At 72.2% G+C, this 20,371-nt stretch carries 19 protein-coding genes and 1 riboswitch; of the genes, 12 read left to right on the top strand and 7 right to left on the bottom strand.

The window, feature by feature from the left end; all coding sequences use genetic code 11:
• The first annotated feature begins 29 nt into the window (after positions 1-29).
• The 3 genes from PYR72_RS35450 (at position 30) to PYR72_RS35460 (ending at position 3,250) form a co-directional block, all read left to right on the top strand.
• Positions 30-1,274 (top strand): DUF5931 domain-containing protein, encoded by a 1,245-nt coding sequence (locus tag PYR72_RS35450; protein WP_275459090.1) that lies wholly within the window; start codon positions 30-32, stop codon positions 1,272-1,274.
• A gap of 134 nt (positions 1,275-1,408) precedes the next feature.
• Positions 1,409-2,056, top strand: coding sequence for a response regulator transcription factor (locus PYR72_RS35455; protein ID WP_059080772.1), 648 nt, complete (start codon positions 1,409-1,411; stop codon positions 2,054-2,056).
• Between the two features lie 165 nt (positions 2,057-2,221).
• Positions 2,222-3,250, top strand: coding sequence for a 6-phosphofructokinase (locus PYR72_RS35460; RefSeq protein ID WP_275459091.1), 1,029 nt, complete (start codon positions 2,222-2,224; stop codon positions 3,248-3,250).
• A 202-nt stretch (positions 3,251-3,452) separates the two neighbouring features.
• On the opposite strand, the gene PYR72_RS35465 is transcribed toward PYR72_RS35460, so the two are convergent.
• On the bottom strand, positions 3,453-5,315 hold the full coding sequence (locus tag PYR72_RS35465; RefSeq protein WP_275459092.1) for an anthranilate synthase family protein: 1,863 nt from the start codon (positions 5,313-5,315) through the stop codon (positions 3,453-3,455).
• 316 nt (positions 5,316-5,631) lie between these two features.
• Between PYR72_RS35465 and PYR72_RS35470 the strand changes: the two genes are divergently transcribed.
• The 3 genes from PYR72_RS35470 to PYR72_RS35480 all read left to right on the top strand — a co-directional run bounded on the left by PYR72_RS35470 (position 5,632) and on the right by PYR72_RS35480 (position 9,045).
• The gene (locus PYR72_RS35470) at positions 5,632-7,152 is read left to right on the top strand and encodes a hypothetical protein (protein ID WP_275459093.1); all 1,521 of its coding nucleotides are present in this window, start codon (positions 5,632-5,634) and stop codon (positions 7,150-7,152) included.
• Between the two features lie 127 nt (positions 7,153-7,279).
• Entirely contained in the window at positions 7,280-8,629 is a 1,350-nt protein-coding gene (locus tag PYR72_RS35475) for a 3-deoxy-7-phosphoheptulonate synthase class II (RefSeq protein WP_275459094.1), read from the top strand.
• A gap of 164 nt (positions 8,630-8,793) precedes the next feature.
• On the top strand, positions 8,794-9,045 hold the full coding sequence (locus tag PYR72_RS35480; protein WP_275460608.1) for a (2Fe-2S)-binding protein: 252 nt from the start codon (positions 8,794-8,796) through the stop codon (positions 9,043-9,045).
• 19 nt (positions 9,046-9,064) lie between these two features.
• Here the strand turns inward: PYR72_RS35480 and bfr are convergent, their stop codons facing one another.
• The gene (gene bfr / locus PYR72_RS35485) at positions 9,065-9,544 is read right to left on the bottom strand and encodes a bacterioferritin (protein ID WP_013004320.1); all 480 of its coding nucleotides are present in this window, start codon (positions 9,542-9,544) and stop codon (positions 9,065-9,067) included.
• A gap of 175 nt (positions 9,545-9,719) precedes the next feature.
• On the opposite strand from bfr, the gene PYR72_RS35490 reads away from it, so the two are divergent.
• Positions 9,720-10,367, top strand: coding sequence for a sulfite oxidase-like oxidoreductase (locus PYR72_RS35490; RefSeq protein WP_275459095.1), 648 nt, complete (start codon positions 9,720-9,722; stop codon positions 10,365-10,367).
• 34 nt (positions 10,368-10,401) lie between these two features.
• On the opposite strand, the gene PYR72_RS35495 is transcribed toward PYR72_RS35490, so the two are convergent.
• The 5 genes from PYR72_RS35495 to thiO all read right to left on the bottom strand — a co-directional run bounded on the left by PYR72_RS35495 (position 10,402) and on the right by thiO (position 16,287).
• Complete coding sequence (locus PYR72_RS35495; RefSeq protein ID WP_275459096.1) at positions 10,402-11,331, bottom strand: deoxyribonuclease IV; 930 nt, start codon at positions 11,329-11,331, stop codon at positions 10,402-10,404.
• A 655-nt stretch (positions 11,332-11,986) separates the two neighbouring features.
• Positions 11,987-13,906 (bottom strand): Stk1 family PASTA domain-containing Ser/Thr kinase, encoded by a 1,920-nt coding sequence (pknB, locus tag PYR72_RS35500; RefSeq protein WP_275459097.1) that lies wholly within the window; start codon positions 13,904-13,906, stop codon positions 11,987-11,989.
• A 191-nt stretch (positions 13,907-14,097) separates the two neighbouring features.
• Positions 14,098-14,892, bottom strand: a complete 795-nt coding sequence (locus PYR72_RS35505) for a thiazole synthase (RefSeq protein WP_037727943.1) — start codon at positions 14,890-14,892, stop codon at positions 14,098-14,100.
• Positions 14,893-14,896: 4 nt separating this feature from the next.
• Positions 14,897-15,097, bottom strand: a complete 201-nt coding sequence (gene thiS, locus PYR72_RS35510) for a sulfur carrier protein ThiS (RefSeq protein ID WP_037728334.1) — start codon at positions 15,095-15,097, stop codon at positions 14,897-14,899.
• Positions 15,098-15,111: 14 nt separating this feature from the next.
• On the bottom strand, positions 15,112-16,287 hold the full coding sequence (gene thiO / locus PYR72_RS35515) for a glycine oxidase ThiO (protein WP_275459098.1): 1,176 nt from the start codon (positions 16,285-16,287) through the stop codon (positions 15,112-15,114).
• Positions 16,285-16,396, bottom strand: a riboswitch (TPP riboswitch). (Overlaps the previous gene by 3 nt.)
• A gap of 52 nt (positions 16,397-16,448) precedes the next feature.
• Here thiO and PYR72_RS35520 point away from each other — a divergent pair.
• The 5 genes from PYR72_RS35520 (at position 16,449) to metF (ending at position 20,363) form a co-directional block, all read left to right on the top strand.
• Positions 16,449-16,808 (top strand): hypothetical protein, encoded by a 360-nt coding sequence (locus tag PYR72_RS35520; RefSeq protein WP_275459099.1) that lies wholly within the window; start codon positions 16,449-16,451, stop codon positions 16,806-16,808.
• A gap of 63 nt (positions 16,809-16,871) precedes the next feature.
• Positions 16,872-18,089 carry an FAD-dependent oxidoreductase gene (locus tag PYR72_RS35525; protein WP_275460609.1) on the top strand — a complete coding sequence of 406 codons (1,218 nt, stop codon included), beginning with the start codon at positions 16,872-16,874 and terminating at the stop codon, positions 18,087-18,089.
• Positions 18,090-18,147: 58 nt separating this feature from the next.
• A complete protein-coding gene (locus PYR72_RS35530) occupies positions 18,148-18,513 on the top strand; it encodes an Rv2175c family DNA-binding protein (protein WP_013004329.1) in 366 nt (121 codons plus the stop codon).
• Positions 18,514-18,685: 172 nt separating this feature from the next.
• On the top strand, positions 18,686-19,330 hold the full coding sequence (gene thiE, locus PYR72_RS35535) for a thiamine phosphate synthase (RefSeq protein WP_275459100.1): 645 nt from the start codon (positions 18,686-18,688) through the stop codon (positions 19,328-19,330).
• A 109-nt stretch (positions 19,331-19,439) separates the two neighbouring features.
• Complete coding sequence (gene metF, locus PYR72_RS35540; RefSeq protein ID WP_275459101.1) at positions 19,440-20,363, top strand: methylenetetrahydrofolate reductase [NAD(P)H]; 924 nt, start codon at positions 19,440-19,442, stop codon at positions 20,361-20,363.
• The last annotated feature ends 8 nt before the right edge of the window (positions 20,364-20,371 follow it).

Genomic DNA, 20,371 nt, shown 5'->3' on the forward strand with positions numbered 1-20,371 from the left:
CGCGATCGTCGTGGGGTGGGGTGGGGGATATGCCTGAGCGTGAACGAGTCATGCGCATGTCGGTCGAGCAGCCGCTGTGGCGTGCCCTCACCGGCTACCGGGTCCTGACGGCGATCTACGCCATCGGCCTCTTCGCCAGCGCGTACGACAAGTTCCAGCGCCCCTGGCTGGCCATCGCCTACCTGGCGGTGCTGGCCGCCTGGACGCTGCTGACCCTGCCGAGGGTGGCGAGCGCGGCCGGCTGCACCAAGCGGTTCCTCGCGGCGGACCTCACCGTCGCGATCGCCGGCATCCTGCTCACGCGGTTCGCCGACTCCGCCGCTCGGGTCGAGGCCGGCGGCCCCACCCTGCCGTCGATATGGACCGCCGGCGCCGTGCTGGCCTTCGCCATCAAGGGCGGCTGGCGCTGGGCGGCCTTCGCCTCCACGCTCGTCGCCGTCGCCAACCTGATCCACCGCGGCGCCCCCACCCGCGACACCATCCACAACGTGCTCCTGGTCTGGGTCGCCTCCATCGCCATCGGGTACGTGGTCGAGGTCGCCCGCGCCTCCGAGCGCACCCTCGCCCGTGCCCTGGAGATCGAGGCCGCCACCCGCGAACGCGAGCGGCTCGCCCGGGACATCCACGACGGTGTGCTGCAGGTCCTCGCCATGGTCCAGCGGCGCGGCAGCGCCCTCGGCGGCGAGGCGGCCGAGCTGGGCCGGATGGCGGGCGAGCAGGAGGTGGCGCTGCGCACCCTGGTCTCCGGCGGCCTGGTCCCCGTCTCGCGCGTCTCGCGGGACGCGGCCGAGGGAGCGCTCGTGCGGGCGGTGGACGAACCGGACGAGGCCGGCGACGGCGGGGACCCCGTGGACCTGCGGGCCCTCCTCGCGCCCTACGCGAGCGCGCGCGTCACCTTCTCGGAGCCCGGCGGCCCGGTGCCGCTGGCCCCGGGGGCCGCGCGGGAGCTGGCGGCGGCGGTCGGCGCGGCCCTGGACAATGTGCGCGCGCACGCGGGTGACGGGGCGCGGGCCTGGATCCTGGTCGAGGACTGGCCGGAGGAGATCGTCGTGACCGTACGGGACGACGGCCCCGGCATCCCCGAGGGCCGGCTCGTCCAGGCCGAGGGCGAGGGGCGGCTCGGCGTGGCGCTGTCGATCCGGGGCCGGCTGCGTGACATCGGCGGTACGGCCGAACTGATCTCGGTGCCCGGCCAGGGCACCGAAGTCGAACTGAAGGTGCCCAGGGCCGTGGAACGGCCCAAGGGTGTGCGGGGGAAGGCGGAGAAGCGGTGACGGAGCACGTGCGGAGCGAAGAGAACGTCATGAGCGAGGAAGGCGCGAGGGCCGAGGAGGGCGTCGGGAACGCGGGGAGCGGCGGGCCGGCGGACGCGGGCGCACGGCCCGGGGGGAACGGTCGGCTCCGGGTCATGGTGGTCGACGACCACCCCATGTGGCGCGACGCCGTCGCCCGCGACCTGGCCGAGTCGGGCTTCGACGTGGTCGCCACGGCGGGCGACGGCGAGCAGGCGGTCCGGCGCGCCCGCGCCGCCGCACCGGACGTCCTCGTCCTGGACCTGAACCTGCCCGCGAAGCCCGGGGTGCAGGTCTGCAAGGAACTGGTCGGCGCGAACCCGGCGCTGCGGGTGCTGGTCCTGTCGGCGAGCGGGGAGCACGCGGACGTCCTGGAGGCGGTGAAGTCCGGAGCGACGGGCTACCTGCTGAAGTCGGCCTCGACGGAGGAGCTGATCGACGCCGTGCGCCGCACCGCGGCCGGCGACCCCGTCTTCACCCCGGGGCTCGCGGGCCTGGTCCTCGGCGAGTACCGCCGCCTCGCCTCCGAGCCCGCCCCGGCGCCGGGTGCCGACGAGCCCAAGGCCCCGCAGCTCACCGACCGGGAGACCGAGGTGCTCCGGCTCGTCGCCAAGGGGCTGAGCTACAAGCAGATCGCCGAACGCCTCGTCATCTCGCACCGCACGGTCCAGAACCATGTGCAGAACACCCTCGGCAAGCTCCAGCTCCACAACCGGGTGGAACTGGTCCGCTATGCCATAGAGCGCGGTCTCGACGACGAGTAAACGCCGCGAATCACCCCATAGAGTGAAGGCGATTTGATCAACTACGATCAACTCACCCTCTATCAACAGTAATTCGCCGGAATTGACCTTCCCGCACATGTCGAAGTGACCTGGATCACTATTAGCGTGACCCTCACCAGGCAACCGCGGCGAAGGGACTTTTCCATGCGCGTCGGAGTACTCACCGGAGGCGGCGACTGCCCCGGGCTCAACGCCGTCATCCGGGGCGCCGTCCGCAAGGGCGTGCAGGAGTACGGCTACGACTTCGTGGGCTTCCGGGACGGCTGGCGGGGTCCGCTGGAGAACGACACCGTCCGGCTCGACATCCCCGCCGTCCGCGGCATCCTGCCCCGTGGCGGCACCATCCTCGGCTCCTCGCGCACCAACCCGCTCAAGGAGGAGAACGGCATCCGCCGCATCAAGGACAACCTCGCCAAGCAGGAGGTCGAGGCGCTCATCGCCATCGGCGGCGAGGACACGCTCGGGGTCGCCGCGCGGCTGTCCGACGAGTACGGGGTGCCGTGCGTGGGCGTCCCGAAGACGATCGACAACGACCTGTCCGCCACGGACTACACCTTCGGCTTCGACACGGCCGTCGGCATCGCCACGGAGGCCATCGACCGCCTCCACACCACCGCCGAGTCGCACATGCGTGTCCTGGTGGTGGAGGTGATGGGCCGCCACGCCGGGTGGATCGCCATCCACTCCGGCCTGGCCGGCGGCGCCAACGCCATCCTCATCCCCGAACAGCGCTTCGACGTCGACAAGGTGTGCGCCTGGGTGACATCCCGCTTCAAGGCCTCCTACGCGCCGATCGTGGTCGTCGCGGAGGGGGCCATGCCGAAGGACGGGGAGATGGTCCTCAAGGACGGCTCGCTCGACTCCTTCGGCCATGTCCGGCTCTCCGGGGTCGGCGAATGGCTGGCCAAGGAGATCGAGCGGCGGACGGGCAAGGAGGCCCGGACGACCGTCCTCGGCCACGTCCAGCGCGGCGGCACCCCGTCCGCGTTCGACCGCTGGCTCGCCACGCGCTTCGGGCTGCACGCGATCGACGCGGTGCGTGACCGGGACTTCGGCAAGATGGTCGCGCTCCGGGGCACGGACATCGTCCGCGTCCCGATCGCCGACGCGACGGCCCGTCTGAAGACGGTGGATCCGGCGCTGTACGAGGAGGTCGGCGTCTTCTTCGGCTGAGGCGGGCGCGTCATGGGTCGGGGGTGCGGGTTCGTCTGCGACCGCGGGCCCGGTGGGGCTTCTCGCGCAGTTCCCCGCGCCCCTAAAAGCCCAGGCCCCGCGGGCCTGAAAAGCACGGGGCGCAGCCCCTGCTTTTCAGGGGCGCGGGGAACTGCGCGACCAGCCCCCACCGGACCCGCACCCGAGCCATGACCCCGCAGCCCTACACGGCCCGCAGTGACTGAACCCCCGCCACCAGCCGACGCACCACACTCACCCCGTCCAGCGTCAGCACCGACTCCGGATGGAACTGCACCCCCGCGAACCCGGGCCCGCGCAGCGCGTGCACCTCACCGCTCCCGCTCCGGCTGACCTCCACCCCGTGGGCCGCCAGCTCCCCGGCCGCCCCGTCGTCGCAACGGGCCACGAAGCTGTTGTAGAACCCGACGGTCTCGGAGCGCCCGAACAGATCGATCCCGGTCTGCGCGCCCTGGTAGGGCACCTCCTTGCGTACGATCTCCAACCCCAGCTCCAGCGCGATGAGTTCGTGCCCGAGGCACACACCGAGCACCCCGTACCGATGCCCCCGCAGCACCTCGGCGGTCAGCGACCGCAGGAACCGCATCTTGGGGTCGCGCACGTCCTGCGGGTCCCCGGGCCCCGGCCCCAGCACCACCACCCCCTCGTGCGCCAGCACATCGGCCCGCAGCCCCGGCTCGTCGTACCGCCGTACCGTGACCTCCAGCCCCGAGGACCTGAGCAGATGCGCGAGCATCGCGGTGAAGGTGTCCTCCGCGTCCACCACCAGCGCGTGCCCGGTCAGCTCGGCCGTCCGCTCCCGCATCCGCAGCCAGAACGGCGCCAGCGCCCCCCGCCGCCCGTCCAGCGCGGCCCGCACCCGGGGGTCGTCCGCCAGCGCCGGCGCCACGCGTTCGGGGCCGGGCCGCCCCGGCCGTACCCCCAGCGCGGCCAGCACCCCCGCCGCCTTCGCGTGCGTCTCGGCGACCTCCCCCGCCGGGTCGGACCCCCGCACGAGCGTGGCCCCCACCGGCACCTTCAGCCGCCCGTCCGCCGCGATGTCGGCCGTGCGGATCAGGATCGGCGAGTCCAGGGTCTGCGCCCCTCCCGCGTCCCGCCCCAGGAGCGCCAGCGCCCCCGCGTAGTACCCGCGCCCACCGACCTCGTGCCGCTCGATCACCCGGCACGCGTTCTGCACCGGCGATCCGGTGACCGTGGCGGCGAACATCGTCTCCCGCAGCACCTCCCGCACGTCCAGCGAGGACCGCCCGCGCAGTTCGTACTCGGTGTGGGCGAGGTGGGCCATCTCCTTCAGCCGGGGCCCCACCACGACCCCGCCCATGTCGCCGACCGTGCACATCATCTTGAGCTCCTCGTCGACGACCATCGACAGCTCCTCGATCTCCTTGCCGTCGGCGAGGAAGGCCAGCAGTCCCTCCGCCGTCGGCCCCCCGGCCGGATAGCGGTAGGTCCCGCTGATCGGGTTCATCACCACCGTCCCGCCCGACATCCGCACGTGCACCTCCGGGCTGGCGCCGACCAGCGTGCGCTCACCGGTGTGCACCACGAACGTCCAGTACGCGCCCCGCTCGCCCTCCAGCAGGCGCCGGAACAGCGCCAGCGCGTCGGCGCGGCCGAAACCCCGGACCTCGCCCTCGTACGTCCGCCGGATCACGAAGTTGGCGCCCTCGCCCCGCCCGATCTCCTCGCGCAGCACCCGGTCCACGATCCGCGCGTACTCCTCGTCGTCCACGTCGAAGCCCCCGTCCTCGACCCGGACGTCATGGGCGGGCAGCTCCGTGAGGACCCGGTGCAGGGGCAGCTCGCAGGTCTCCTCCGGCACCAGCACCGACAGGGGCGTCCCGTCGTCGCGGACGTCGAAGCCGCGTTCGCGGATCTGCCGGAAGGGCACGAGCGCCAGCCCTTCGTCGGGGAGGTCGGCGAGCCGCTCGCAGGTGGTCACCGGGCCGATCAGCAACTCCACCGTGTCGTGGTCGTCGAGACCGGGTGTGCGGCGGCGCAGCAGGGCGAACGGGCGGTCGTCGGACAGCAGCCGGGTCAGGTCCATGGGTTCCTCTTCCCTTGCGGATCACGGTCGTCGCGGTGATCGGGGAGGAGCGGCCGGGCCCTGGAAACACCGAAGGCCGCCCCTCGGGCGGCCTTCGCGAAGTCTTGCGTACGCGCAGTCAGTGGGCCGCCGGATGAGCGGTCCACCACCAGTTCTGGATCGAGTGCGCGAACATGCGCCGCACCCTACCGGACATCCCGCGAGAACTCATGTGATCCGCGCGGGCGTTCGTCCTAAGATCCTCTACGGTTCCAGTCTTGACATGTTCGAGTCGATTTGTGGATACGGAAGGGCGAGTGTGTCACCGATAGGGAGAATGAGGCCCCTGGCCTTCGTCGCGGCGGCGGCCGTCCTGTTCACCGGACTCACTGCGCAGCCGGCGGCGGCCGTGGACGAGCCGGTGATGACGAAGCTGACGCTGAGCGGCGACAGGTTCAAGATGACCGACACGAGCACCGTGTCGGCGGCCACCACCCTCGACGGCAAGCTGGCGGACGCCGACCTCGCCGACGTCGTCACCACCGAGTACACGAAGAACTCCGCCGGGGCGAGCGACCCCTGGATGAACCTGCGCACCATGCGCGCGTGCGCCGGCGACGAGACGAAGGCACTGCCCCCGGTGAGCCGGAAGGTCTCCTGGTGCTGGTCCTCCGCGCACGGCGACGACACCACCCCGCGCTGGTGGCCGCAGGGCATGAGCAGCACCGGCGCCGCCGACGGGGCCGACGGCGCCATCCAGGGCAAGCGCGTCACCGCGGTCGCCTGGCACTACGAGACGTTCAAGACGAACGCGGCCGGCGACTACGAGGCCAACGACAAGTGCAAGACGAACAACCTGCTCAAGCTCACCCTGATCGACCGCGACACCAAGAAGTACCGCCACATCCTCCTCGCGGAGCCCACGGAGGGCGGCGCGGACTTCAAGTTCGTCACCGGCCACGGCGGCGGCATCGTCTGGTACGGCAACTACCTCTACGTCACGGACACCTCCAACGGCATCCGCGTCTTCGACATCGACAAGCTCGGCAAGGTCGACACCTACGGCTCCGGCATCAACTCCTACGGCATCGACGGCTCCGGAAAGTCCAGCGCCTGCGGCTACCCGTACGTGCTGCCACAGGTCCACTACTACAAGCAGACCTCGCCGCCGCCCTCCGGCGCGTGCGACGCGGACGCCGTCAACGGCACGCCCGACGCCGACTCCCTGTGCTACTCCTGGCTCTCCCTCGACAAGTCCGGCGGCAGCCCGTACAAGCTGGTCACCGGTGAGTGGTTCGGCACCGCCGCGGGCGGCCGGGTGGTCCGCTACCAGCTCAATCCGACGAGCGCCTCGACCTACCCGGGGCTGCTCAACATGTCCGGCGGCAAGACCGTGATCCAGGACGCCTACGCCGCGTCCCGCTACGTCGGCCTGCAGGGCGGCATGACCTGGACCGACAGCGCCGGACTGCTGAACTTCGCCTTCCACAAGGGCTGCGCCCTGCAGCCCGCCGTCTTCTCGCACACCTGGGTGGGCGACACCCGGGCCACCACGGCCTGCAACCGCACGGTCGGGACGACGGTGTACGCGAACGGGAACTGGGCGGTCGGCACGCCCCAGGCCCTGAGCTACTGGCCGAGGCTCGGCACGGAACAGGTGGAGGAGCTGTGGGGGCTGACCGAGCACATCTGCGCCGGTACGACGCTGCGCGGGAGCTTCCCCCACGAGTTCCAGGCCGTGGAGGAGCCGGACGAGAAGAAGAACGCCTGTGACGGCTACGACGCCGCCGCGAACCTCTCGCTGCGCACGGTCTTCGCCGTCGGCTTCGACGACAGCGCGGTCATGAACCTGCACTGACCCCGGCGGCCCCGCCGTCACCGGCCGGGCCGACCGTCCGACGAACCCCGCTCCCGATCGAGCGGGGTTCGTCTCACTTGATGAGCATGGGGATGGACGCCCGACACGACCCCGTAATGTGGAGGTCGTGACCGTGAACGCTAAGTCCAGCGCGAGCGCTGGCAACACCTGGCGAGACCTGCCCGCGGCGCAGCAGCCCGAGTACCCCGACACCGAGGCTCTGCGCGCAGTCGTTGCGGAGCTCGAGTCGTATCCGCCGCTCGTCTTCGCGGGCGAGTGCGACCAGCTGCGCGCCCGGATGGCGTCCGTCGCCAAGGGAGAGGCGTTCCTCCTCCAGGGCGGCGACTGCGCCGAGGCATTCGACGCCGTGTCGGCCGACCACATCCGCAACAAGCTGAAGACCCTGCTCCAGATGGGCGCGGTCCTCACGTACGCGGCCTCCGTGCCGGTCGTGAAGGTCGGCCGGATCGCCGGGCAGTACTCCAAGCCGCGCTCCAAGGGCACCGAGACCCGTGACGGCGTGACCCTGCCGACCTACCGCGGCGACTCGGTCAACGGCTTCGACTTCAACGAGGCCGCCCGCATCCCGGACCCCGAGCGTCTGAAGCGGATGTACCACGCCTCCTCCTCCACGCTCAACCTGGTGCGCGCCTTCACCACCGGCGGTTACGCCGACCTGCGCCAGGTGCACGCCTGGAACCAGGACTTCGTGAAGTCGTCCCCGTCCGGCCAGCGCTACGAGCAGCTCGCCCGCGAGATCGACAACGCGCTGAACTTCATGCACGCCTGCGGGACCGACCCGGAGGAGTTCCGCACCGTCGAGTTCTTCTCCTCGCACGAGGCGCTGCTGCTCGACTACGAGTCGGCGCTGACCCGCGTGGACTCGCGCACGGGCCGCCTGTACGACGTGTCGGCGCACATGGTGTGGATCGGTGAGCGCACCCGGCAGCTGGACCACGCGCACATCGAGTTCGCCTCGCAGATCCGCAACCCGATCGGGATCAAGCTCGGCCCGACGACCACGGCCGAGGACGCGCTGCGCTACATCGAGCGCCTCGACCCGGACCGCGAGCCGGGCCGGCTCACCTTCATCGTGCGCATGGGCGCGGACAAGGTCCGCGACAAGCTGCCCGAGCTGGTCGAGAAGGTCACCGCCTCCGGCGCGACCGTGGCCTGGGTCACCGACCCGATGCACGGCAACACCTTCGAGGCGGCCTCCGGCCACAAGACCCGCCGCTTCGACGACGTGCTCGACGAGGTCAAGGGCTTCTTCGAGGTCCACAAGGGCCTCGGCACCCACCCGGGCGGCATCCACGTGGAGCTGACCGGCGACGACGTCACGGAGTGCGTGGGCGGCGGCGACGAGATCTTCGTCGACGACCTGCACCAGCGCTACGAGACCGCCTGCGACCCCCGGCTCAACCGCAGCCAGTCCCTGGACCTGGCGTTCCTCGTCGCGGAGCTGTACCGGGACTAGTAGCTGATCAGCAGGGGATGCGCCTGTTACAGGAGCGCGAGGTGGGGCGCGGATCACATACGATCCGCGCCCCACTCCACTTTTGCCGTTCCCGCCCGCCGGGTAAGGTTAGGTTAGCCTCACCGATCATGGGGATGGCGCCTCGTACTCGATCCCGGCGGGAGGTGGACCGCGTGTTCGTCTGCAGTTGCTTCGGTGTCACCGAGCAGCAGGTCAAGAAACATGCGGCGGACGGCGCCTGCACACCTCGCCAGATCGCGTCGGCCTGCAAGGCGGGCACCGACTGCGGCTCGTGCGTACGCCGGATCCAGGCGATCCTCGGCAGGGGCGCGTACCCGCGCCCGGAGACGGCCGGCCGGGGTGCGGCGGTCTACGCCGATCTCGGGGAAGCGGCCGAACTCGGGGAAGCGGCCTAGCCCAGGGGCGCGGCCCGGTTCAGCTCTCCGGCTGCTCGATCAGCTGGGCGATGTAGAGCGCCTCGCCCAGCTTCTCCAGAAGCTCCAGCTGGGTGTCGAGGTAGTCGATGTGGTGCTCCTCGTCCGCGAGGATCGACTCGAAGATGTTCGCCGAGGTGATGTCACCCTTGTTGCGCATCACCTCGATGCCGCGCTTGAGGCGGTCGATGGCCTCGACCTCGACCTGGCGGTCGGCCTCGAACATCTCCTTGACCGTCTGCCCCACCCGGACGTGGAACAGCCGCTGGTAGTTCGGCAGGCCGTCCAGGAACAGGATCCGGTCGGTGAGGATCTCCGCGTGCTTCATCTCGTCGAAGGACTCGTGGCGCGTGTACTTCGCGAGCTTCGTCCAGCCGAAGTTCTCCTGCATCTTCGCGTGCAGGAAGTACTGGTTGATCGCGGTGAGCTCCGCGGTCAGCTGCTCGTTGAGGAATTCGATGACCTCGGGGTCGCCCTGCATCGCAGAAGCTCCTTCCAAGCGGGGGAACTGGGAGGTTGCGCCGCGATGATTGCACCGCCGTCGAAGATCGTCCAGTAAGTGCGGGCTTAGTAAGTAAGTGCAGCCTTAGTTCTAAATGTCCGAGTCGGGTGGACCCTGGTCATGTGCACCGGCCGGGGTCTGTCAGGATGGAGTCATGGGTCAGCCGGTGGAACGCGCATCAGGAGATCGCGCAGCTGAGAACGCGGCGTCCTCGCAGCTTCCGCCGGGGCAGCGGCTCCAGCGCGGCTGGCCGGTCACCCACTACGGGCCCGTCCCCAAGTTCCGTCCCGAGCGCTGGGACTTCCGGGTCTTCGGCGCCACCGCCGACGGCGAGAAGCACGCCTGGAACCACGACGAGTTCACCGCCCTGCCGTACGCCTCGGTCGTCGCCGATCTGCACTGCGTGACGAAGTTCAGCATGGTCGGCGCCGAGTGGGGCGGCATCCCGGCCCGCACGATCCTCGGGACCGCGCCGCCCGCCCCCGAGGTCACCCATGTGATGGTGTGGGCCGAGTACGGCTTCAGCTCCAACCTCCGCCTCGCCGACTTCGCCGACGACCGCACGATCTTCGCCACCCACAAGGACGGCGAACTCCTCACCGCCGAGCACGGCTTCCCGCTCCGCCTCGTCGTCCCCCATCTGTACGCCTGGAAGGGCCCCAAGTGGGTCCGCGGCATCGAGTACATGACCGCCGACCGCCGTGGCTTCTGGGAGGAGCGCGGGTACCACAACATCGGCGATCCCTGGCAGGAGCAGCGCTACTCGTACCAGGAGGAGCCCGGGGACGGCCCCGAGCTCTGACCGGGTCTTTTCCCGGCCCCGCGCCGCCGGCCCCTCAGCCGTCCCTGAGCTTCTTCAGGCGCTCGACGTCCGCCGCGTGTCCTTCCTTCCCGCCGGGTGTCTCGATGATCAGGGGGACGCCCTCGGTGGCGGGGTGGGTCATCAGGGCGCGGAACGGGTCCTCGCCGATGTGACCGGAGCCGATGTTCTCGTGGCGGTCCTTGTGGGCGCCGACCACGTCCTTGGAGTCGTTGGCGTGGATCAGCTTCAGCCGGCCCTCGCCGACCGTGTCCACGAGCAGGTCCAGCGTCCGGTGCATGCCGTCGGGGCCGGTCAGGTCATGTCCCGCCGCGAAGATGTGGCAGGTGTCCAGGCAGACGCCCAGCTTCGGATGGGCGTCCAGCGCCTCGAAGTACGGCCCGAAGTCCCAGGTGCGCGAGCACAGCGAGGACCCCTGGCCGGCCGTCGACTCCAGCAGCAGGAACGGGTCGTCGTCATGGGTCAGCTCGTCCAGCAGCGGCAGCAGGTACTCCCGCACCTGCTTCAGCGCCACCGACCGGTCCCGCCCGCCGGTCGCGCTCCCCGTGTGCACGACCACCCCGAGCGCGCCGATCTCCCGGCCCCGGCGCAGCGAGTGCCGCATCGACTCCACGGACCTCTCCGCCGTCGCCTCGGTGTGCGAGCCGAAGTTGATCAGGTACGGCGCGTGTACGTACGCGGGGATCGACTCCTCGGCGCAGGCCGCCCGGAACTCCTCGTCCTGCCGGGGGTTGCCCACCGGAGTGGCCCAGCCCCGCGGATTGGCGACGAAGACCTGGACCGTCTCGGCCCGGAGCTCACGCGCGTACGTCAGCCCGACGGAGTTCAGCCCCCCGGCGACGGGGACATGCCCGCCGACGGGGTTCCGGGACGCACGCGAGGGACCGGAAGGGCTGGGGGAGGCGGTGGCGGAGCCGGGGAGGCTGGGGGACTGCTGGATGCTCACGGCACCCAGGGTGTCATGCGCCCGCCGCCCCCCCGACCACCACCTACGCGGAGCCGGCCCCGCCCCCGACCCAGCCCCCGCCCCCGCCGAGCCCGGACCGGCGGGGCGGGCGCACGGAGGCAACCATCCTGGCCGGAGCGGGTGGGCGGGGCCTGCCTTCCGGCGCTCGTCGACCGGCACCAGTCGACCCGTGCCCGTCGACCGGTGCCCGCCGGGTGGGGCCGCCGGCCGTGCCCGTCGCGCGGTGCCGCCGATCGGGGTTCCTCGACCGAGGTGCGTCGACCGGAGCCGCGCGCTCGCCGGTCGGGTCGGTCGGGCGTGGTCGCCCCCTCGGCTCGCGGGCGTGGTGCCCGGCGCCCGGGAGTCCGCCGACCGGGGTCCGTGGATCAGGATTCTGCGACCGTGCGTCGAGCGGAGCCGTGCGCCCGCCGACCGGGGTGCGCCGTGCGGGGTCCGTCGATCAGGGTGCTTCGACCGAGGCGCGTCGGCCGGAGCCTCGCGTCCGTCCGTCCCTCCATCCGCCGACCGGCCGGGCGGGCTTCCGGCCGGTCCCGGGCGGCCGGGCGTGCGTGCTTCGCGGCCCTCCGGCCGTCGCCCCCGGGCCGCCCGTGTCGACGGCCCGTCCCGCGCTGTGGATGCGCGGGGCGGGCCCCCGTCAGCCGATCTCGATCGTGATCTTCGAGCCCTTGGGGGCCGTGTCGCCGCCGTCGACCGACTGGCCCTTCACCTCGTCGGCGAAGAAGCCGAGGATGCCCCGGTCCTCCTCGACCTCGAAACCGGCGGCCTTCAGCCGCTTCGTGGCCTCGTCGACGCTGTCGCCCACGACGTCCGGGACCTCGACCAGCACCGGGCCCTTGGAGAGCGTCAGGGTGACGGTGTCGCCCGTGCCGACCTGCTTGCCCACGCCCGGCGACTGCTCCGCCACCAGACCCTTGTCGAACTCGGAGTTGACCCGTCCCGGCGCGATCTTCACCTTGAGGCCCTCCGCCTCCAGCTGGGAGGTGGCGTCCTCGACCGAGGCCCCGGACAGGTCGGGCACGTCCACCGGGGCTCCCCGGCTGACCACGATCCTGACCACCGTCCCGGAGGCGACCTCGGTGCCGATGCCCGGACGGGTGCTGATCACCTGCCCGCGGACGACCTCGTCGCTGAACTCCCTGGTCACCAGGCCCGGTTCGAGCCCGTCGTCGCTCAGCCGGTTCTTCGCGAGGTCCAGCCGGAGACCCTTCAGGTCGGGCACCTTCACGGTCTCCGGGCCCTTGGAGACCGTCACCGTCACGGAGTCGTTGTCCCGGATCCGTTCCCCGGGGGCCGGGTCGGTGCTGATCACCTTGCCGCGCTCGACGGTGTCGCTGTACGCCTTCTTCACGTCGACGTCCAGCCCCGCGCCCTCCAGCCGCTCGATGGCGGCCGCCTCGCTCTGCCGCAGCACGGCCGGGACCTGCGTGAACTGCCCCGAGTTGATGTACCAGACGGCCCCGCCCACACCGAGGACGAGCAGCACCGCCACGACGGCCGCCAGCACCCCGCGCCGGGGCGCCGAGACACCGCGCGGGCGCCGGGACGGCGGCGGTGGGGGCGACTGGAAGCGACTCGTGCGGTCGATCGGGTCGGGGTCCAGCCCCACGGACCGCGACACGGCCAGCGAGCGCGGGATCACGCTCGTCCGGTCCTCCGCGGTGTCGTGCCCGCCGGCCGTCGCCTGCGGCGGCACCGCGTCCAGCTGCTCCTCGCTCAGCGCGGCCCGCGCCTCCAGCGTCTGCGCGAGCAGCGCGACGGCGTCGTAGGGCCGCAGCTCCGGATTGCGCGCGGTCGCGGAGGCGACCAGCGCGTCCAGCGCGTACGGCAGCCCCGGCACGGCGGCCGACGGCGGCGGCACGTCGTCGTGCAGCGCGTGGTAGAGCACCTGCGCGGGGGACTCCCCGGCGTGCGGTTTGCCGCCGGTGAGCATCTCGTAGAGCGTCACCCCGCACGCGTACACGTCGACGCGGGCGTCGGTCGTGCCGTGCTCCAGCTGCTCGGGCGCGAGGTAGGAGACGGTGCCGAGGACGCTGCCGGTGGTGCTGGTGACGGTGTCCACGGCCCGTACGAGCCCGAAGTCGGCGACCTTGACCCGGCCGTCGTCCCCTATCAGCACGTTCTCCGGCTTCATGTCCCGGTGCACGAACCCGGCGCGGTGCGCGGCGCCGAGCGCGGCGAGCACCGGTTCCAGGATGTCCAGCGCCGCGCGGGGCTGCAGCGCCCCCCGGTCGCGCAGCACGTCACGAAGGGTGCAGCCGGCCACGTACTCCATCGCGAGATAGACGTACGAGCCGTCCGTGCCCTGGTCGTAGACCCCCACCACGTTCGGGTGGGACAGCCGGGCCACCGACTTGGCCTCGCGTATGAACCGCTCGACGAACGTCCGGTCCGCGGCCAGCGTCGGATGCATCACCTTGAGCGCGAGCACGCGGTCGAGGCGGGTGTCCACGGTCCGGTAGACCGTGGCCATCCCGCCGACCGCGATCCGCGCCTCGACTCGATACCGGCCGTCGAGCACCTGGCCGACAAGCGGGTCCTGAAGGGTCGTGTCCACGCAGGCGAGTGTACGAGCCGCCGCCCGCGGGCCCACGGGCCGCACGGCACCGGGGCCGTACTGCAGCAGAGCTGTGACCCGGGCCGAAGGCCCGTGACGGGCGCACGCGCGACGGTATTCGTTCGGCTGTTCGGGTGACGGCGGGGCGGAGTGGGACACGGGGCGGAGTGGGATACGGAGGGGGATCCGGCTCAGAACGCGGGGCGCTCCGGATCCAGCCGGGCCAGCCCCTCGCCCGGCGACGACGCCTCGGCAAAGTGCCGGCGGGGGATGCGGCCCGCCCGGTACGCCAGCCGGCCCGCCTCCACCGCGTGCCGCATGCCCTCCGCCATGAGGACCGGCTCCTGGGCCCGGGTCACGGCGGAGGCGAGCATCACCCCGGCGCACCCCAGCTCCATCGCGAGAGCGACGTCCGACGCCGTCCCCGCGCCCGCGTCGAGGATCACCGGTACGCCCGCGTGCTCCACGATCAGCTGGAAGTTGTGCGGATTGCGGATGCCGAGCCCCGACCCGATCGGCGAACCGAGCGGCATGATCGCGGCACAGCCCACGTCCTCCAGCTTCCGCGCGAGCACCGGATCGTCGTTCGTGTACGGCAGCACGGTGAAACCGTCGTCGACGAGTGTCTCGGCGGCGTCGAGCAGCTCGATCGGATCGGGCAGCAGCGTGCGCTCGTCGGCGATCACCTCCAGCTTGACCAGCGACGTGCCGAGCGCCTCCCGCGCGAGGCGGGCCGTCAGCACGGCCTCGCCCGCCGTGAAACAGCCGGCCGTGTTGGGCAGCACCCGGATGCCGAGCCGGTCGAGCACGGACAGCACCGAGCCGTGCACGGACGCGTTCACGCGGCGCATCGCCACGGTCGTCAGCTCCGTGCCGGAGGCCACCAGCGCGCGCTCCAGCACGTCCAGCCCGGCCGCTCCGCCGGTGCCCATGATCAGACGGGACGAGTAGGTCGTACCGCCGAGGACGAAGGGGTCGTCTGCCATGCGGTCAGCCTCCTTGGACGGCGGTGAGGACCTCGACGCGGTCCCCCTCGGCGAGGGCGGTGGTCGTCCACCGCGCGCGCGGGACGACGGTTTCGTTGAGCGCGGCGGCGACACCGGAGGGCGACGGGGCGAGCGTGCGCACCAGGGCGTCCAGCGCCGTGCCGGGAGCGATCAGCCGGCGCTCCCCGTTCACGAGCACGGTCAGGGTCCCGGTGGTGTTCATACGGGCTGCTCCATGAGTCGGCGGGCCGCGCCGGCGCGGAACCGCAGCGGTGTGAAGTCGCGTGCCTCCTCCGGCAGTTCGCCGGTGGTCAGCACATGCGCCAGGACGTCGCCGGTGACCGGGGTGAGGAGCACCCCGTTGCGGTGGTGCCCCGTGGCGAGGATCAGGCCGTCGAGCCCGGTGGGTCCGAGGAGCGGCGCGTTGTCCGGGGACGCGGGGCGCAGGCCCGCGCGGGTCTCGGTGAGCGGCAGTTCGGTGATCCCGGGCACCAGCTCATGGGCGTCCCGCAGCAGTTCGTACACCCCGCCCGCGGTGACCGTGGTGTCCCAGCCCTGTTCCTCGCTGGTCGCGCCGACGACGAGTTCGCCGTTCTCGCGCGGCACCAGATAGACGTGGCTGCCGCGCACCACGGCCCGCACGGTACGGCTCAGGAAGGGCGCGTACGGCCCCGGTACGGTCAGCCGCAGCACCTGTCCCTTCACCGGCCGCACCGGCGGCACCACGTCGTCCGGGACCCCGGCGAGCCGCCCGCTGAGACTGCCGGCGGCGAGGACGACCCGCCCCGCGGACAGCCGGTCGTCCTCGCGGGTGCGGACCCCGGTGGCCCGTTCCCGGTCCACCGTCAGCTCCTCGGCCCGCGTGCGGTGGAAGACCACGCCGGCCCGCCCGCAGGCCGCGACGAGGGCCCTGGAGAGCCGCCTCGGGTCGATCTGGTGGTCCCCGTCGGCCCGCAGTCCGCCCCGCACCCCCGGTGCGAGCATCGGCTCCAGCCGGCGGCAGTCGCGGCCGCTCAGCCACTCCGGGTCCAGGCCCGACCGGCGCTGCAGGGCGTGCAGTTCGCGCAGATGGGCCCGGTCGTCGGCGTCCAGCGCGACGGCGAGCGTGCCGCAGCGGCGGTAGCCGAGGTCGAGGCCGGTCGCCTCCGTCAGCTCGGCCACGAACGCCGGATAGCGGCGCGCGGACTCCACGTTGAGTCCCAGCAGCGTCTGCTCGCCGTAGTGCAGTTCGGTGACGGCGGCGAGCATCCCGGCCGCCACCTGCGCGGCCCCGCCGCCCGGCTCGGGATCGACCACGGCCGTCGTGAACCCGCGCAGCGCGGCCCGCCACGCCGTCACGAGCCCGATGATTCCGCCCCCCACGACGAGGACGTCTGACGTGTGCGTACGCGACATGGGCGTCCAGCCCCTCCCTTCGCCGGCATGACCCGGATCAGGTTCGTACGGTCGGAGGCCGCCAGCCTCCCTCTCAGCCCGGTGCGTCCGGGCTCCCGCGAGTGCTCTACGGTGGCCCACCCTAGCCCTCGCCGTTCGCCTCAGAAAGGGAGCCTCGTCCCATGGCCCGCTCGCTCGACGGTCTCGTCCTCGCCCCCGTCGCCGACCAGGCCCCCGGCCAGGTGGGCACCCGCACCCGGTTCTGGTACCACGAGAAGGACGGCCAGATCTGGGCCGAGTACGCGGGCGGCGACGTCGTGCGCGGCCGTCTCGTGGGCACGCGCGCGGGGGACCGGCTGGACTTCCGGTACGTGCAGCTGAAGACCGACGGGACCACCGCGTCCGGGCACTGCGCCTCGCTGGTGGTCGAACTGCCCGACGGGCGCGTCCGGCTGGAGGAGACCTGGGAGTGGGAGTCGCGGCCGGGCAGCGGGACGAGCGTGGTGGAGGAGATCGCGGGGGAGGAGGTCATGGGGGCGTGACCGTCGCCCCACCGGCTGACCGAGCGGATGCCGGTTGTCTATGGTGACCGGGTGAGCGAGCAGATGCGGCACAGGGGCGGGACGCCGACGCGGCGCGTGGTCGTGGTGGGCGCGGGCATGGCGGGTGTGCAGACCGCGGTCGCGCTGCGCGAACAGGGCTTCACCGGTGACGTGACACTGATCGGGGCCGAGCCCCATCAGCCGTACGACCGCCCGCCGTTGTCGAAGGCCGTCCTGCTCGGCAAGGCCGAGGGCTCCGCCTTCGACGTCGACTTCGAGGCGCTCGGCATCGAACTCCTGCTGGGCCGCGAGGTGTCCGGTCTGCGCCCCGCCGACCACGCGCTCGACACGCCCGCCGGACCCGTCCCCTACGACGTCCTCGTCCTCGCGACCGGCGCGGAACCGGTCATGCTGCCCGGCGCCGAGGGCGTGCCCGGGGTGCATCTGCTGCGGACCCTGGACGACGCCGAACGGCTGCGGCCCGTACTGGCCCGGCAGCACGACATCGTGGTCGTCGGCGCGGGCTGGATCGGCGCCGAGTTCGCCACGGCCGCGCGCGAGGCGGGCTGCGCCGTGACGGTCGTCGAGGCGGCCGACCGCCCGCTCGCGGGCGCGCTCCCGGCGGAGGTGGCCGCGCCGATGACCGCCTGGTACGCCGACAGCGGGACCACCCTGCGCACCCACGCGCGCGTGGCGCGCGTCGAGCCCGGGACGGTGGTCCTGGACGACGGCACCCGCGTGCCGGCCGGCGCGGTCGTCGTCGGGATCGGTGCCCGCCCGGCCACGGCCTGGCTGCAGGGCTCCGGCATCGAGCTGGGCGCGCACGGCGAGGTGGTGGCCGACGACCACCTGCGCGCCTCCGCGCCGGACGTCTACGCGGTCGGCGACTGCGCCTCCTTCCCCTCGGGCCGCTACGGCCGGCGCCTCCTCGTCCACCACTGGGACAACGCCCTCCAGGGCCCCCGCACGGTCGCCGCGAACATCGTCGGCGAGACCCCCGGGCCCTACGACCCGGTTCCCTACTTCTGGTCCGAGCAGTTCGGCCGCTTCGTGCAGTACGCCGGTGACCACGCCTCGGCCGACACCACGGTCCGGCGCGGCGACCCCGCCGGTGCCGCCTGGTCGGTGTGCTGGCTCCGCGAAGGCCGGCTGGTCGCCCTGCTGGCCGTGGGCCGCCCCCGGGACCTGGCCCAGGGCCGCCGCCTGATCGAGGCGGGCACGCCGGTGGACCCCGAACTGCTCCGGGACCCGGCCCGGCCCCTGAAGGCGGCGGCGCTCTAGAGCCGGCCACGGGCGCCCCGGCTACCCACTGTCAGTCCCAGATGGCAGTCTTGGAGACGTGACCGAGATTGACGCAAAGATCGATGCTCTCGTCCCCGCGTGGCTGACCCTCCCCGACATCGCAGAGATGCTGGACGTCGAGGTGACCCGGGTGCGGCAGCTGGTGAAGGAAGGCCAGCTCATCGCCGTACGCCGGGGTGAGAACCGCGCACTGCACGTCCCCGCCGCCTTCATCGACGAGGACAAGGTGGTCAAGGGCCTGACCGGCACCCTGACCCTGCTGCGGGACGACGGCTTCACCGACGAGGAGATGCTGGAGTGGCTCTTCACTCCGGACCCGAGCCTGCCCGGCACGCCGGCCCAGGCCCTGAGCGAGAATCGCGGCACGGAGGTGAAGCGCCGCGCCCAGGCGCTCGCCGTCTGACCCGGCCCACCGGGAACGCTCGCACCACCTGAGACGCGCGGCAGCCGAACGCGCGACACCTGGACAGACACCGAAGCAGTCGCCCGGACGGCGTACGGGAGCCATGGCCCGCGAGGGGCGTGGCCCCCGTCCCGCCGTGCCGGCGGCGCACCGCCCGACGGGGGACCCTCGTATGCCCGACGCAGCCGCCCGGCTCGCCGACGCCCGGCTCTACCTCTGCACGGACGCCCGCAAGCGCCAGGGCGACCTCCCGGAGTTCCTGGACGCGGTCCTGGGTGGCGGTGTGGACATCGTGCAGCTGCGCGACAAGGGCATGGAGGCCGCCGAGGAGCTGGAGCACCTCCAGGTCCTCGCGGACGCCTGCCGCCGGCACGGCAGGCTGCTCGCCGTCAACGACCGCGCGGACGTCGCCCACGCCATCGGCGCGGACGTGCTCCACCTCGGCCAGGGCGACCTTCCGGTCCCGGCCGCCCGCGCCGTCCTCGGTGACCGTGTCCTGGTGGGCCGCTCCACGCACGCCGAGGAGGAGGCCGCCGCCGCTGCCGTCCAGGAGGGCGTGGACTACTTCTGCACGGGCCCCTGCTGGCCCACCCCCACCAAGCCCGGCCGCCACGCCCCCGGCCTCGACCTCGTGCGGTACACCGCCGGTCTGGGCACCGACCGCCCCTGGTTCGCCATCGGCGGCATCGACCTCGGCAACCTCGACGAGGTCGTCGAGGCGGGCGCCCGCCGGGTCGTCATCGTCCGGGCCCTCACCGAGGCCGACGACCCCGGGGCCGCCGCGGCCGAGTTCGGCAAGCGCCTGCGCGCCCTCTGACCGGCCCGCCCTGCCCACGGCTGTCCAAGGCGTGGACAGCTGGTCGGCAAACCGGACAAAATCCCCCGCTCTGGTTGGGGGACGGCCCCGACCTGACTAACCTGCCGGTATGGCCCTAGGAACCGCTTCGACCAGGACTGATCACGCACGCACCGTGCGGGAGATGCTCGCCACGGGCAGGACCACGTACTCCTTCGAGTTCTGGGCGCCCAAGACGGAGAAGGGCGAGCGGAACCTGTGGAACGCCCTGCGCAGGATCGAGGCGGTCGCACCCAGCTTCGTCTCCGTGACGTACGGCGCCGGCGGCTCCACCCGCGCCGGCACGGTGAAGGCCACCGAGCAGATCGCCGCCGACACCACGCTCACCCCGGTCGCGCACCTCACGGCCGTCAGCCATTCCGTCGCCGAACTGCGCAACATCATCGGCCAGTACGCCGACGCAGGGATCCGCAACATGCTCGCGGTCCGCGGCGACCCGCCCGGCGACCCCATGGGCGAGTGGGTCGCGCACCCGCAGGGCCTGACGTACGCCGCCGAACTCGTCCAGCTCATCAAGGAGTCGGGCGACTTCTGCGTGGGTGTCGCGGCCTTCCCCGAGATGCACCCGCGCTCCCCGGACTGGGACAGCGACGTGGCGCGCTTCGTCGACAAGTGCCGCGCCGGCGCCGACTACGCGATCACGCAGATGTTCTTCCAGCCGGAGTCGTACCTGCGTCTGAGGGACGCGGTGGCGAAGGCCGGCTGCGAGACGCCCGTGATTCCCGAGGTCATGCCCGTCACCAGCGTGAAGATGCTGGAACGGTTGCCGCAACTCAGTAACGCCGCCATCCCGAACGCCCTGAAAGAGCGGATCGTCACAGCCAAAGACGATCCGGCCGCTGTACGCTCCATTGGCATCGAGTTCGCCACGGAGTTCTGCGCGAGGCTGCTGGACGAGGGAGTCCCCGGGCTCCACTTCATCACCCTGAACAACTCCACCGCGACTCTGGAAATCTACGAGAACCTGGGCCCGCACCATCCACCACGGGCCTAGACCGGTCG

It is taken from the genome of Streptomyces sp. VNUA24 (genome assembly GCF_029167005.1).
Taxonomy (GTDB): Bacteria; Actinomycetota; Actinomycetes; order Streptomycetales; family Streptomycetaceae; genus Streptomyces; species Streptomyces scabiei.

Excerpts from the sequence above, each read along its gene's own strand:
- PYR72_RS35525 (WP_275460609.1), top strand. The coding sequence starts at position 16,872 with ATGCGGCACAGGGGCGGGACGCCGACGCGGCGCGTGGTCGTGGTGGGC.
- PYR72_RS35465 (WP_275459092.1), bottom strand. The coding sequence starts at position 5,315 with ATGGACCTGACCCGGCTGCTGTCCGACGACCGCCCGTTCGCCCTGCTG.
- PYR72_RS35520 (WP_275459099.1), top strand. The coding sequence starts at position 16,449 with ATGGCCCGCTCGCTCGACGGTCTCGTCCTCGCCCCCGTCGCCGACCAG.
- thiE (WP_275459100.1), top strand. The coding sequence starts at position 18,686 with ATGCCCGACGCAGCCGCCCGGCTCGCCGACGCCCGGCTCTACCTCTGC.
- metF (WP_275459101.1), top strand. The coding sequence starts at position 19,440 with ATGGCCCTAGGAACCGCTTCGACCAGGACTGATCACGCACGCACCGTG.
- PYR72_RS35505 (WP_037727943.1), bottom strand. The coding sequence starts at position 14,892 with ATGGCAGACGACCCCTTCGTCCTCGGCGGTACGACCTACTCGTCCCGT.
- thiO (WP_275459098.1), bottom strand. The coding sequence starts at position 16,287 with ATGTCGCGTACGCACACGTCAGACGTCCTCGTCGTGGGGGGCGGAATC.
- PYR72_RS35490 (WP_275459095.1), top strand. The coding sequence starts at position 9,720 with ATGGGTCAGCCGGTGGAACGCGCATCAGGAGATCGCGCAGCTGAGAAC.
- PYR72_RS35455 (WP_059080772.1), top strand. The coding sequence starts at position 1,409 with ATGGTGGTCGACGACCACCCCATGTGGCGCGACGCCGTCGCCCGCGAC.
- bfr (WP_013004320.1), bottom strand. The coding sequence starts at position 9,544 with ATGCAGGGCGACCCCGAGGTCATCGAATTCCTCAACGAGCAGCTGACC.
- PYR72_RS35460 (WP_275459091.1), top strand. The coding sequence starts at position 2,222 with ATGCGCGTCGGAGTACTCACCGGAGGCGGCGACTGCCCCGGGCTCAAC.
- PYR72_RS35470 (WP_275459093.1), top strand. The coding sequence starts at position 5,632 with ATGAGGCCCCTGGCCTTCGTCGCGGCGGCGGCCGTCCTGTTCACCGGA.
- PYR72_RS35450 (WP_275459090.1), top strand. The coding sequence starts at position 30 with ATGCCTGAGCGTGAACGAGTCATGCGCATGTCGGTCGAGCAGCCGCTG.